General features: G+C 30.5%; 11 protein-coding genes and 1 pseudogene. All 12 read left to right on the top strand.

Annotated features, from left to right (window positions below; translation table 11 throughout):
* Nucleotides 1–274: 274 nt before the first annotated feature.
* The 12 genes and pseudogenes from QCD85_RS06315 (at nucleotide 275) to QCD85_RS06260 (ending at nucleotide 14,227) form a co-directional block, all read left to right on the top strand.
* Entirely contained in the window at nucleotides 275–760 is a 486-nt protein-coding gene (locus QCD85_RS06315) for a hypothetical protein (RefSeq protein ID WP_301262017.1), read from the top strand.
* A gap of 88 nt (nucleotides 761–848) precedes the next feature.
* Entirely contained in the window at nucleotides 849–1,529 is a 681-nt protein-coding gene (locus QCD85_RS06310) for a trypsin-like serine protease (protein WP_301262016.1), read from the top strand.
* Between the two features lie 260 nt (nucleotides 1,530–1,789).
* Complete coding sequence (locus tag QCD85_RS06305) at nucleotides 1,790–2,023, top strand: DUF3221 domain-containing protein (RefSeq protein WP_301262015.1); 234 nt, start codon at nucleotides 1,790–1,792, stop codon at nucleotides 2,021–2,023.
* 1,052 nt (nucleotides 2,024–3,075) lie between these two features.
* Nucleotides 3,076–3,978, top strand: coding sequence for a hypothetical protein (locus QCD85_RS06300; protein ID WP_301262014.1), 903 nt, complete (start codon nucleotides 3,076–3,078; stop codon nucleotides 3,976–3,978).
* A 455-nt stretch (nucleotides 3,979–4,433) separates the two neighbouring features.
* Nucleotides 4,434–5,021, top strand: coding sequence for a hypothetical protein (locus QCD85_RS06295; protein ID WP_301262013.1), 588 nt, complete (start codon nucleotides 4,434–4,436; stop codon nucleotides 5,019–5,021).
* 71 nt (nucleotides 5,022–5,092) lie between these two features.
* Nucleotides 5,093–5,401 carry a hypothetical protein gene (locus tag QCD85_RS06290; protein WP_301262012.1) on the top strand — a complete coding sequence of 103 codons (309 nt, stop codon included), beginning with the start codon at nucleotides 5,093–5,095 and terminating at the stop codon, nucleotides 5,399–5,401.
* 1,070 nt (nucleotides 5,402–6,471) lie between these two features.
* Nucleotides 6,472–6,582, top strand: a pseudogene (locus QCD85_RS06285) (excalibur calcium-binding domain-containing protein); the annotation flags it as partial.
* A gap of 68 nt (nucleotides 6,583–6,650) precedes the next feature.
* Nucleotides 6,651–7,676 (top strand): restriction endonuclease, encoded by a 1,026-nt coding sequence (locus QCD85_RS06280; RefSeq protein WP_301262011.1) that lies wholly within the window; start codon nucleotides 6,651–6,653, stop codon nucleotides 7,674–7,676.
* A gap of 290 nt (nucleotides 7,677–7,966) precedes the next feature.
* Entirely contained in the window at nucleotides 7,967–8,422 is a 456-nt protein-coding gene (locus tag QCD85_RS06275; protein WP_301262010.1) for a DUF1413 domain-containing protein, read from the top strand.
* 1,069 nt (nucleotides 8,423–9,491) lie between these two features.
* Nucleotides 9,492–10,613 carry a DNA-processing protein DprA gene (gene dprA, locus QCD85_RS06270; RefSeq protein ID WP_301262009.1) on the top strand — a complete coding sequence of 374 codons (1,122 nt, stop codon included), beginning with the start codon at nucleotides 9,492–9,494 and terminating at the stop codon, nucleotides 10,611–10,613.
* Entirely contained in the window at nucleotides 10,610–11,743 is a 1,134-nt protein-coding gene (locus tag QCD85_RS06265) for a hypothetical protein (RefSeq protein ID WP_301262008.1), read from the top strand. The genes dprA and QCD85_RS06265 overlap by 4 nt, the downstream gene beginning before the upstream one ends.
* 1,092 nt (nucleotides 11,744–12,835) lie before the next feature.
* A complete protein-coding gene (locus tag QCD85_RS06260; RefSeq protein ID WP_301262007.1) occupies nucleotides 12,836–14,227 on the top strand; it encodes a hypothetical protein in 1,392 nt (463 codons plus the stop codon).
* The last annotated feature ends 312 nt before the right edge of the window (nucleotides 14,228–14,539 follow it).

The following is a 14,539-nucleotide window of genomic DNA, read 5'->3' as shown; positions in this document are numbered from 1 at the left end:
TCCGTAAAGATTCGAGTCATGTAAAGCTTAAAATAATTTACAGAGTGTTGTTTATATCGTCATGGTATGAATTTTCATGGAATCGGAATAATTAATATATTTAAATAATTACATTTATTTTCTCTATTACGATAATAATGTAAAATATAGTTTAAATAAATTATTAGTCAGGAGGAATATTATGCAGAAAATGATTATAAAGAATTTATTTTATGTCTCATTATTATCCTTCATATTTTTTTAAGTTATTATTCACGCGGAAGAATCTCAAGGTATGGAATCGGAACCATTACAACAGGCAATTGAGCAAAGAAAAGAATATGGATTGCCTGACACTCAGCCTTACATTTTAAAAACAAATGATGAAATGAGAATTTCGAAGAAATATGGAATCTACTTATCTCCACTTGAAGAAGAACTTACTGCTAGATTTGAAGCACAAGAACTTACAGTTCTAGAGATTAAAAAATATATTGATGAAAATCCAAGTCTAAAAAATGAGTTTATTGGAAGATATATGAATCAAAAGGACAATGGTAAAATACATGTAGGGTTTAAAAACACCTTATCTTCTGCATCTTTGAGTTCAAATCAAGATAGCATAATTAACAATTTAGAAAAAAACGCAAAGGGCACTATACCTATTTCAGTATATCAAGCTACATATACAGAAGAATTAAACAAATTAACAGATATTGTTTCCGATCATATCAATGAATTAACACCAATTGCTGGAATATATTACTTTAGATTTTGTTAATCAGCACATTGATATCGGTATTTTAGATACGACAGACAAAATTTCAACTTTACAAAATAAATTAGAGTCACTAATGGGTTAGGATAAATTGGTCTTTAATTTTGATCTTTTGAATGCAGCTTACAAAACACAGGATCTTTCAAGAATCAGTACCATTCGGCCTTTACAGGGTGGAACAACTTTAGGAAGAGCGGCATCTAGTGTTGGAGAATGTTCTTTAGGATATTCTGTTATTGACTCTAATTCGAATCCTTATGTCATTACGGCTGCACACTGTTGGTATGGTGAAAATATCGGAATTTATCAAGGGGCCAGTTATATAGGCACACGTAGTAGTATATTTCATTATGGAAATGATGTAGATGCTGTAGCTATTCGAGTAAGTTCGAATAGTCTTTTAAGTAATTATGTATATAATGAAGTATTTACACTTACTGGAGTAGAGACACCTGGTAATGATGTTATTGGTCAAACTATATGTATGTTGGGTAGAAACCGTGGAGAATCTAGTTTATGTGGACCATTACAAAGTAAAAATAGTAGTATGTTTTGGAATAATCCTAATATTGGAGAAGTTTGGTTCAATAATTCAAGATTAGCTTCTTACAATAGCACTGGTGGAGATAGTGGAGGAACGGTTTTTAATCGTAATACTCTAATGGGAGTAAATAAAGGAAGATTTGAAACTGGCGAAGGAAATTATTATGGAGTGTATAGTCATGTAGGTAATGTAACAAATAGACTAGGATTAACGCCTAAAACATGGTAGTATCCTGCAGCTTTTTTGAGATTATTCCGTCTTAGGATGAATGGAATAATTTTACAAATAAGAAAAGAGCCTCACTTATGTACAAAAAGTAATGTATATTCTATTATGTTGTACTCTTATTTTGATTGCTGCTCAAATCAAAATAACATAGCACCTAAAAAGCAACTATCAATGAAACAAAATCAAGAAAAAGAAAATTGGCAATTTGAAGGGTATGTTATTGACTATAAAAAGACATGCAAGGTGGTCATCAATATTTAATGGCATGGGTGATAGAAAATGCACGTATGAATAACAATACAGTCGATCAAATTCTCAAATCAGCTGATCCTAATGCTATGTGGATAAGTATTCCAGAGACTGACGCTAAAAATATCCAATTAGGAGATAAGATCAAGGTTAGAACGACTAGGGCCATAAATGATTCTTACCCTGCGCAAGCAGCCGCTGAGCGCGAAGTAGATGAGAGTACTAAAAAATTAAATATAAGTTGATTTTGAAATTGTATTAAAACATGAAGATTATAGTAACGGGTCTTTAAGCAGTTTGATTGCTTAAAGATCCGTTATTTTTATTTTAGAAATTAAAACATATTATAAATCTCATAAATCTGTTGAAGACTTTTCAAATATTTGCTAGGCTCGTTCAAACTGTTGTCATTAGATCAAGATTAATACTTGCATTTAGAGTTTACTAGTGTATTTATGATACACCATTCAAAGGATGCTAATAATATAAGACTTTACTATTCTTCAATATTATAAAATAAGGATCATAAATATAAGTGACATAAAGTGACAAAAAAAACGGTTTAAGTATGATAATATATCTTTTGTCTTAGTCTTAAAGTATGGATTTATAGAAAAAATTAAAAAAATGAAGAAAGGGATTCAAAAAGAAACGGTTTTATTTTGCAGTGTCAGTAGGACTTATACAAATTCTGATGTAAATTTTGCTGTTTCAAAAGCAAACATCCAGCAATAATGAACAGAAACGCTCATGTAATATTGATCATCGAAAGGAAATCTAAAAGGCTATCTGAATGCACTCATTAATGGGCAACAAGTAGACTTTATCTTAGTGAAGCGTATGTAACTTCTAGCAAGTAAAGTCATATGTTAGATTATCATCAGATTGCTTTAAGGGCATAGCCAATTGTCGTAAAGTTTACTCAGCTACTTGCTTATTCAAGGATATCCTGATTAAATTTTACCTATTTTTATTACAGACTATGTATCCTCATAAGCAACAGGACTAACATCAGTATTAATGTTTTTTAAATTAATGGAGAGGATGAATTTAATGCACTCACAACGAAAACGAACCATGATACTCACAACAAATGAGCAACTATACAATGCTGTAAGATCTGGAATTGAAGTAACGATTTGTATTGAAGAAGCCGATTACATAGGAACGATTGTAGAATACAGTGATGGAGCAATTAAGACAGAAGAGGGGTCTTATTTAAGACAGAATTGTGTAGTGAAGACGAGTGAAAACTACTTCTCAAACTTGAGAAGTAACTAAATAGGGAGCTGATAATATGCAGTCAGCATTAAATGATTATGAAGATAAAAATCAAGAAACCAAAAAAGTTGAAAAATTTATAGACGCTCTTAATCCCTATGCATTGAGTGAACTAGAATTAATGAATGATTTTTTTAAAAAAGAATTGAATTTCAAAGATACACCAGAAGAAGAGGAAGAATATGAAAAGAAAAATTTCGTGAATTATATTATTTCAAAGATTAAAATGTCCTTACCCTTTGTGGGCTTTGCGTCTATATTAGTTAGCATTGGGAATTTTGTAGGTATTAAAAGTGTTGATGTGAACTCTATTAAAGAACTTTTCTCGAAAAATTCTTTTTTTGAGAGTTTGATTTTAATATCTTGTGTTTTAGTTTTCACCTTGACTGGAGTTTTATTATTATCTTATCGAAGATGGATGATAAAGAAAAGGAAATATAAATTTTTAACTTGGTATCAAAAATATAAAGAATATATAACAATGCACAAGAATATTTTTGAAATTGAAATGGACAAATGGCCAGCCAAAAATGAGATAATAGAATTTTTTAAAAATCCAAGTCAAGAAAGTAAGCGGAATATTATCAACAAAATTCATGATAAAGATAAGTTGAGAGAAATAATTTTATTTCTGGAGAGTTCCAAATATCCGTTGTATTTCAAGTATAAAGAGAAAAAAACGTTAATATTGCTTACATTAACAGAACTGTTATACATTATTTCTTTATTCCTTATTGAGGAGCCTATACTCCATCAAAATTTAATCTCTTCTATTATTTTTATAATGCTATTGGTTATTTTTTTAATGTTTTCAGGGGGGATAGATGCTATCAAAGGGCATAAAGCATACAAATTAACTCTCAAAGAAATCAATCAATATTTACAAGAACTAAAAGATTACGTGAACACAAATCAATGAATGAATAATATTTCATCTCATAATCATTTTCTCAGGGCATAAAGGTGAAATACATTATTGCTCTACGTTCAATAACATGAATTGTAATTGCCAAAAATCAAGCCATTTATTAGAGCACTTGTGTCACTCATTGTGTGAAGATAGACATAGCTTTTAGCATAAAATAGGGCTGAGGAAATCTAGGGGGTCAAGAACCGTGCTGAGTGTAGCAAATAGATCAACTCCAGCGAAGAAGCAAGAATGACTAGAGCGCTGCTCCAACTGAAAACAATGGATTACGATGTTGGTATCACCTTTTATTCAAGTTTCGAGTACTAAAAAACACATTCTGCCACTTAGGGAAGTAATCATTAAAATTAATGTCACTTGACTCATTGAATGTCTAGTATACAATATATCCTTATTGTATAAGTAGTTAGTGTTGTCTCGACATAAAATTTATAGGAGTAACTATCTTGCCAAATGAATTTTTTACTGCTGTAGAAGACTATATTTACTATATCAAATATTCTATTTCTGATATTATGTACAATCAGTACATGATGACTATTGGAATGTGTATATCTACTGTAATTTGGATAGGGTTGTGTTATATAGTTTTACGTATTAAAAACGCAATTATACTATGGTTGATGATTATACTATCCATTTTGTATTTTACAACTGGTCCAGTTTTGGCGCTTGCTTTTCTCTGGTTTCCGGTTTTATTAATTGTTGTAGGTACCCTTACATTATTAATTATTTTAAAGCTAGTGTTCTTTTCTAAACAAAAACCAGGTATATATAATTCTCAAATTCATATCAAAATGTATGATTTGCAACAACTAGTTAAAAAGCATAATTATATTGTTGAGTTTGATAAATATTATAAAGAGTATAGTTTAATTCGGGTGCTTGATAAGCCATATAGCAATGAATCAGAATATATTGTTTTGATTTCTGCTATTCCTTATGAAAGCTGCTCTAGCCAAAATTGCATTACGAAGTCTTATTTTAATCAATATATTCAACCGTACTTAAATAATAACAATCTAAGACTATGAAGTATTTGGAATGAAGGATATTTATGGAATATATTGAAATAAATCCTTTAGTTGGGATCAATTAAATAAAATTGGGAATAACTAAATTAGAAGTTGAGAAGAAATTGAAAAATCCACTATTTGATAATCATGAAGAATTATTTAGCAGACTAGAATATGATACTAATAACAAATTACATTACATTGAAGTGAGTAATCCTTTTGACGAATTTGATCTGCAACTGTTATATAACGGTATCGATTTATTTAAAACTAAAGCGGATGATATCATTGGTTTAATACGTAGGCATGCTTCTTATATTCAAGATGATGAATCCGAAAAGGGCTTTAATTTCATTTTTCAGGAGTTGGGACTTGCATTTTGGAGCAGGGTGTTATGAAAGAAGATATGGTGAATTTAAAAGAGTTTTTGACAGAATTAAGTCCTGAGAATCAAAAATACGAGAAGCGGAATTTTTACTTTATTACAGTTTCGTTGTTTTCTGCTTCGTATTATGATTAAAAATTAAATAGTTTAATGATTCAAACTTATAATTTATTTGAATTGATAGGCTTTGATAATATCTGTTCAATTAAGGTAGCTACATATATATATGTAGCTACCTTTTTAAGTATAAAATGAATTCTTTGCTAACTTCCTATCTTCCGACATTATTCGCTATTCACTTATTCACTTAGTATTCCGTTGTATTAGGAAGGTATAATTTGGAGCCTGAGGACTACATATTAGTAAAGCAGAAAATCGATTCTACTTGATCCCTAGATGAGCATAAATAGTCTTAAGAATGAAAGATAAAAAGTTTGGAAGATCATCGGATGGATGTTCCGTATATTATAATCTTCTTCCAGTTGAAAAAATTAAATAAGATTTAGCATTGGTAACAACGTAGTGAAGCTCTAACTCAAGTTGTGAAGCAACTTGTTGCCATAAATATATAGGCAAAAGAAGATGTGTCTAAATTAGTAGCAGTCATAGATGATACAAAATGTGATGTTGTAGTAAAATTCGCAGAATCAAAGTACCCTCAAACAGCAAATCTTATTGTAAAGCCATAGCAAAAGGGAAGCCAGAGTATGCACGATTGATTTGGCGCTGATACGAGCAGTAAGTACTATCTGGCATGAATACTAAAGACGGCTAAGATCAAGGTGTGTACAGAAGGAGGCGATATAGCAGATGTAGCTTAAGTAGAATTTTCTGACAATTAAGGTGCGGTATCACGAGGTGGCAATAAACTGAGGTACTAACCAGACGGAACATGTATTTTCGTTACTATGGCTGGAGAAGAGAAGCAAAAGACGACTACAGCTAATTAGTACAAATCGGCTAAAACAACTGAGGAGAGGGCTGAAATTATTGCTACAGTTTCGAAAAAAGTGGAAACGAAAAAAAGAGCCGGTAGTTGAGACAAAGGCAGCAGTGGAAGAGAAACTGGCGTAGTATGTATCGTATAAGAACTGTTCGGCAGTGCATAAAGCCGGAAAAGCTCCATTGTATGAAGGTGAGCCTAGATACGGTATGAAACTGGATAGGGATCGTGATGGAGTAGCATGTGAGTAATTAAAACAAAGTAGTATATTTATTAATGATGTTAACTATAGAAGATATGAATCTGATAAAACTAGGAGGTGAGTACTATTGCTATTAGTGTAAATCGTAAAGAAATAATAACCAGAACTGGAGAAATAATAGGCTATAAGTCTGGCTTAGGCTTAAACAAAGAAGAATTTGATGATATTATCCCAAAAGAATATCATGGAATTTGGTTTGGTCCTCAAGAGAGCTATCTTCGATTATATCCAGAAGAATTTGAAGGACTGATTGAAGAATTGTTATATCGACTTGGTAACATTGATTCATTAAGTTCTGGATTATTTACAATGCATATACGTAATAAGTATATACACAACGCAAAAAAATCAGCATTATTGAATGAGGTATTTCCTTATTTTCATAAGATGTTGAAAAATGTTAATACTACAGTTGAACAAGGAAAAAATCCTGATAAAGCAATGCAACCCATTTTAACTGAAGTAATATCCAAATATGATAAAGAAGGTTTTGATCTTATATTAGAACTCATAACTGGATTTAATAATCATCTTCATAAAAGTCCATGGACGAGTATTCGCCAAACCCAATGGGAAGATATAGCTAAGCTAAATGACTTGTTTACAAGTGAAAATTTAAAAACACAATATGGTACTTTTATAGATCAACGTTATATTGATTATATAAGAGCAAATTTCGATGCTAAAATAGGAAGTATTCATTGGCGGAAGTTTGAAGGTTTGACGGCTGAGTTTTTTGAAAGACAAGGATATTTTGTGGAAATTGGTCCTGGAAGAGCTGATGGTGGAGTTGATGTCAGGGCTTGGAAGGAAGATCCTAAATTAGCTGGACCACCAACAATTCTCATTCAATGTAAAAGACAAAAGAATACAGTGGAGCAAACTATAGTAAAGGCGCTATATGCTGACGTATTATATGAGAAAGCAGAAAAAGGACTGATTGTTACTTCAAGTAGCTTTTCACCTGGATCAAAGACAGTATGCTTGACACGGGAATACCCCGTTTCTGAAGCTAATCGTGAAACTCTTCGAAGTTGGGTTGAAGTTATGCGTAAACCAAATACAGGAATATGGAGTTTGTAGCTAGAAATTCATTTTAGAGCTTATTCTTTCAAAGGTAAAAATAAGAGTTTCAACCCTATTAAATATAGTAGACTTGATACTTTTATTTTTTTCGGCTGTTTGAAGTAGTCTAAATATGAAGTTCGCATAATTAGCTACTTTTCTCTTATGTACACGGGCTGAGAAGCATGCAGTGGTTTGTCGTGAAGAAATGTGGATTAAAACCCCAAAATTTGGTCCTAAATTCTTACCATCTTTGGCTGCTCACCGTGCGGCAATTTGGATTTAAAGACAGAAGGTCAAGAGCATGATTGAAATATCAAGAGTTTGCCCAACTTCCTTTTTCAAAGATAGCTTCCCATGTAGACTGTGATTTGAAAGATATTCAATTATTTAAGGAGATTCTTATGAATAATAAGTCAATGATAGACCCAAAATCACTTGGATATTCAGTTATTGCTTTAAAAAAAGATGGCAAAAAACGAAGAAGAATTATTAGGGGCGAGAATATCGAGTTATATATAAACTATTTTAAAGAAAGAATTCGCTATATTAATCCAGGTGAAAAATTTAAAGTATCAGACATACTCTATGATATATGGAATGAACTTTCTGATGGACTGAAGCGAGATATTGGTAAGCGTATATGTAAAGACGTCGAAAAAAATAATATATTAGGAATTAAAGTTTATCATAAGAAAAATAATGGAGTTATATATGTAATGAAAAAAAATATCAAAATTCGCTTAATACCAATTTCAAAATAAAATAGGTGCATTTAGAAAAATTACCTTAATAAAAATACTTGAACTTATATACAAAGTTTTTAATAAAGATCAAAAGAAAGATTTTATAATAATATGTTATCTAATAAAGTTTCTCGAATACTTTGTTATCAGTTATAGAATTTGAGTGAGTAGGGAGCACTATAGTAACTTCAATCTTTTATTATAGAGGATTAAGGTTTTATTATCTTTTGATTTGAAAGGAGAAAATTCGAAAAATATTATAAAAAGGTTTGAACGGTTAAAGGCGTCTAATGAAATAATTCAGTAGGTGCTCTTTTTCTTGGATAGAATTAATTAGAAAATTTAGCTTTTTTAATTCTATAAATTAACTATAAAGGTCCCTCAAATCATCGTAAAGCCATTATTCTAAGGTTTTTCTGATAACTAATATACTTGTAGTAAATAGATAGTCTAAACACTTCTCGAATTTCTCTAATACTAAATTAATATTCTCATGATTTAAATCATGTTTCAGAAAAAGAATTAATCTGTTTGGTTTTCTTTTGTTAATAATTGAGAAAGATCAGACAAATTAAAATACAAATGTATGAATTGAGTAATTAGTTTTTATAAATAAATTTTGATATTTTAAAGGGTATACTTTTTCTATAATTTTTTTTATATTTGTTGATTAATGAATAAGAACGATCATTCTTGAGTTCTGCGGCAACATATAGTGTCGTCTCCTATGAAGGGAAAAGAGTATACGGATCGCACTATCAAGATCACAACCGATGAGAGTTGTGATCTTGATCGTCTGTACGAGCAAAGTCATAACCATCTATTGAAGTATATACGACGATATGCAAGATTTGCGGGTATATAGTAAATGATAATTAGACAATAAGAGGGCGCACTTCTTATTATAAGGCTTAGGCTAGATAGGAATGAAAATCAGCTTATTTTGCTTTTAGCATGAGTTAGTTTAAGAGCAATGTTTTAATTCTTATATTCATTTAATTATTAATGATGTAAAATATAGAAACCTATAAAGTATTGAGTAGGACGATTTAATATCATAAGTATTGGTCACTGGGGGACATTTAAGATGCGTGAACGTGAAAAAATACTTATTCTTTCCCTTCTTGGAATTGAGAACAAAATAATAAGCTTTATTTATCTTAACTTTACTAATGAAGAGATTGAAAAATTATTACTTGGAAATGTACTGGAACTACAGTTTAAATATAATATCTTTGATGATAATGCTATGAATTTACTTTTAGATGCACAAAAGGTATTATGCGCTACTGACAAAGCAAACAAGATATTACAGTATTCTTTCAAACAAGATATACATGTGATTTCTATTTTTGAAGAAGACTATCCTGTTCTGCTCAAAAAGATTCATAACCCTCCTTTATTCTTATACGCAATCGGAAACCTTAATTTACTAAATTCTAACAATGCAATCGCTTGTGTAGGTACAAGAAAGCCAAGCAAAATCGGAATTGAAGCAGTTAACAACTTAATAACAGGTTTATCAAAACAAAATTATACTATTGTAAGTGGTCTAGCTTATGGCATTGATTATGCAGCACATAAGACTTGTCTCGATAATGATGGTAAAACAATAGCTGTTCTTGCTCATGGATTGGATAAGATATATCCTAAAGAACATCTTCCATTATCAAAAAAGATTCTTCAAAAGAATGGATTATTGTTAAGTGAGTACCCTGTTTTCACTGACATAAAAAAAGAGTATTTTGTACAAAGAAACCGGATAGTGTCAGGTATTTCCAATGGCACAATTGTAATTGAAGCCGATGAGAATAGTGGAACAATGCATACTGCTAGATTTGCTTTTAAGCAAGAGAGGATGATTTTCTCTCCTCTCAATAATACTTCATCTGGAGTTCAAAAATTAATCAGTACTAAAAATGCAATTCCTATAAAATCATTTGACGAGATTGTAAACTACTATTCTTCTCAAAATGAAAGAAAGTCAAACATCGTACTAGAAAAAATTTTATCAAGGGTTAATTTACAATTTAATCAACAGGAAAACAAAAACAACATAATGTATAAGAAGTGTACTACAAAAATTGACTCTGTTGTCTATTCGCGAATACAGAATTTAGCAAGTGAAAATAACTTAACTATAAAAGAAATCGTAAATGGAGTTTTACAAGCATTTGTTGATACTTACGAGGAAGGTGAAAAGAAATGAGTAAATTGATTTTTTTTCCTACTAGCACCATTGTTAATGGTAATTATGAATTATATCCTAATATTAAAGAACTTCTTCTTGGATTAAAAGAAGATGATGATTATGTTTACCTAATTTCTCATAATTTTAATAAAAGTAAGCGGGTAAAACAAATTTTAGGTGAAGGGTTTGATTTTGTTAAGACAATAACGAGAAAAACTGTAAGAGAAATTATTGATACTTCAAATAGTAGCCATGTTGTTTTAGTTGGAAGTAACGATGTAGATCTTCATTTAACAGCGAACAAAAAAATGCTCCTTTTAAATCCTTTGTGGTCTGAAACTCAAGAGGAAAAAGCTGTAAAATATGGATTCGGTGTCAGCACACCACAAAAGTTGCATCAAATCATCCGGATATTAAATAATCAAAATGTTTGGTTTTATGAATTAGCTATTAATTATAACACAAAGGTTTATTCTTTAACAAATGCTAATACACGAACAGTACGTTCAGAATCAGAAATTGAACTTATGGAAGGGTTTAATAAGTTACTCAAATATGGTGAACACAAATATTTTGATGCTCTCTTATTTCACTTTCTTGCTTCAATAATTAATAATTTAGAATTTCAACAAGTTGATATATGGGGGATAATGCCTTCTTCTAGTCAAAATCTAAATGATCATATGTTACAAATAAAAGAAAAAGCCAGACTACTAATGGGAAGACGTAACGAAGAAGCTATATTTATTAGACATACACAAACTATTAAAAGTCATCACTTGAAGCATTTGGAAAGATTACATTGTGATAGACATTTTGATTCAATAATTATCAACCCTTACTATAAGGGGAGATTGCATAGTAAAACTATTTGTATTTTAGATGATTATTTAACAAATGGTACTTCATTTGAAACATTGAGAAATATGCTTTTGCATGAGGGTGTGAAAAAAATTATATTTGTTTCATTAGGACGTTTTAGAAGAAGTGCAGGGATTGAATATTTACAGCAAGATTATAATTTCATTGGAGATCTATATGAGCCTAATTTTCAATATGATAATGTAAGTAGGCAAGATTTACATGGTACCTATAAAGATGAAGCGAATGAAGATATCAAAAAGCTTTATACTATAATTAGCTCTTAAATACTTAAGAACCATTGTGAATAACAGCATAGTGGTTCTTTTTTATCAAATAATCAAACGAATTTTCCTAATAATTGCTTTATATAGGGAAGATATGCTTAAATATTTCTTTGGAACTAGTATTATTGCTATTCAACTACATATAAACGTTTTAGGAAGTTCATAATTTTTGATATAGAATAGGTTTTGAATTTTTTTACATTTTTATCAGATATAAATGGAGTTTTGCGGAATTAATTAATTTTTCTTCTGTTAGATAAAGGTTGAGAAAGTCTGCAATCGTCTCCTTGAGGGGTGGAAAATGAAAAAAAGCTGTAGATACTACTTACAGCTTTTTTTCATTTTCTACTTAGGACTACTATAGATAGAGTGTGGAGACTAATACATAATGGTTTTTATCATTAACTATCGGTTAGATAAGAAATCTGACTAATAACATATTAACACCAAGAAGTATGTACTCTAAATAAGCATAAAATCTCTGGAAAGTTCGCGTTGCTTGCTACCTGAGGGTTAAAAAGAATTTTCCTAGATTCATTGCTACTTTTTGGATACTTCAAAAGAGGGGTACAATTTTAGTTGTTTACAGCCTTGTGGATCAAAATTTTAATTGTAGTGCTACTGCTATCCTTCATACAGAAGTATATTTTATAAGAACTTAATTACGTATATGGACAATTAAAAGAACATCACACTTTGTGTGAAATTATGGGTGATCTACTGGTGACGTAAATTTAAATATAGCTTACGAGCTTATAAGAGAAGAGTATATAGTTTTAGTTCTACACGTAGGATTGGCAGATTTCTTCCTCAGATTCAGGTTTTTATTTTATCTTGTACAATCAATCTGAGAGAGTATATAAATATAATTATGTAGAAGAACGATTTGAAAAAATAGTTACTGCTAATGCTCGTGCTATTTTTTTGTTGGATTTTGGAAAAGAAGAAAGATTAAATCTATTTATTTCGATATAAAATAATGTTACTTAAAATTAAAAATGAATAATTGACTATATATTTTAAGGGATTTATAATTTTAATATTAATTATGGGTTTTTTAGGAGGTTAAATAATAGTATGGAGGGGAATTAAGTGATCTATCACGATATTGCAGATCTTATTAAAATGTATATGGATCAGGAAAAACTCAATATCCGTGCGCTCTCTAGAAAAATGGAAATGAATGCTGGACAGATTAGCAAAGCACTGACGGGAGAACTTGTTTCTTCTAATCTACTTGATGCTTTTACTCAGGTAGCAGGAAAGCCTAAAGGTTATTATTATTTACAATTTATAAACGAAATGTTCCGCGCTAAACCTCATTGGAAACGACTTAAGTCATTTATTGAAAGTTGTGCAAAAATAGATCGACTTGATCTTATCAAAGTTTTGATGGAGCGATTGCTTGAGTTAAATGATGATTTAAAGCAAATTGATGCCATATTTGAATGTGCAGAAGAATTATATCATTTATCCTACTCTGCCGCTTCTGCTGTTCTGTATTCTACAGTTATTCAGATCGAACGGTACAATCAAAGTCAGCGATTTGCTATCAGTTTATTCCGATTGTTTCAAATTTACTGCTCTGATCCCAAACAAGCTTTGATGTCAGTCCTCCAATTCATGCCCTATCGTAGTTATCTACCAGAGTCCATTCTTTTAGAAGCATTAATTTCCACTGGTCATTATTTTTGGTTACATAACGATGCAGATACAGTGAATCAACTTGCTGAAGAACTAATGCAATTATCACACGCCTTATATGAGAATCATGTATGGAAAACTAATAACTTAGATCTTGTACAGCCATTAGTGTATTACTATGGACAATCTTATTTAATGAAAGCCATATATTACGAAATGATTGAAGATTATCAATCAGCAATGAACTGGCATATGGAATATGAAGACTTATCATGGTTCGAAGGCTTAGATGAAAAAGGAAAAATACAGGTTGATCGATATAGCCATTTTGCATATGTTAATAAACTTCAGATGTCAATCAAACTCGGATGGAAGGAATATATCCCTGAATATGTTGAGTTTTTGAAAAAGAATAGACAAGAAATTGTTCATGGACTAGAAAGCCTTTTAGCTTCAGCCAATACATATCATTATAACATCGATGAGATTCTGAAAGAATTCTCTGAATATCTAACTATTGAAGTAGAGGACTTAGATATGGAGGAGTACAATCAAGCGATTAGTATCTCTCGCTTAGTAAAATATAACTTGGAATATGCAATTTATGCTTTTAGTAATAAAACTGGTAACCTAGGCATACAAAAGCTATTATCAAGTATGAAAGCTGCTATACAGATTGATGAAAAATCGAGTTTACTAAAAGCTATAAGCTTATTTGAAATGAATCGAGTATATGCAACTAAGGAACAAGTAACCATGTATAAAAATTTATGTAATCTATGCAGGAGGTCTATTGATGAAGATGATCAAAAAAATTACGTTGGTCGTTTTGGTGCTTAGCACAATTTTTATCGTAAATCATCAAGATACAATTACAACGTTGGGACACGGTTGGGGAATTTAACATCGACACAAACACATAGATCGTTATTTACTTACATGTTGAGTAATAAATAGAAGTATGTAAAAATTAATGTTCATTCTCAAATGAATTGAAGTTCAATCATGATACAGACTGTCAGGATAATTTCGGCAGTCTTTTTGTTGCACATAAATTTAAAAAGATAGTATACATAATATGAAATTATAAGGATCATGTGTAATTATTATAAAAATCTCACTTCTGGATTTTTTCTAACAGTGACTATACTA

It is taken from the genome of Paenibacillus sp. PsM32, from assembly GCF_030433815.1.
Classification (GTDB): domain Bacteria; phylum Bacillota; class Bacilli; order Paenibacillales; family Paenibacillaceae; genus Saccharibacillus; species Saccharibacillus kyungheensis.
This window is presented reverse-complemented; position numbering and strand designations above follow the sequence as displayed.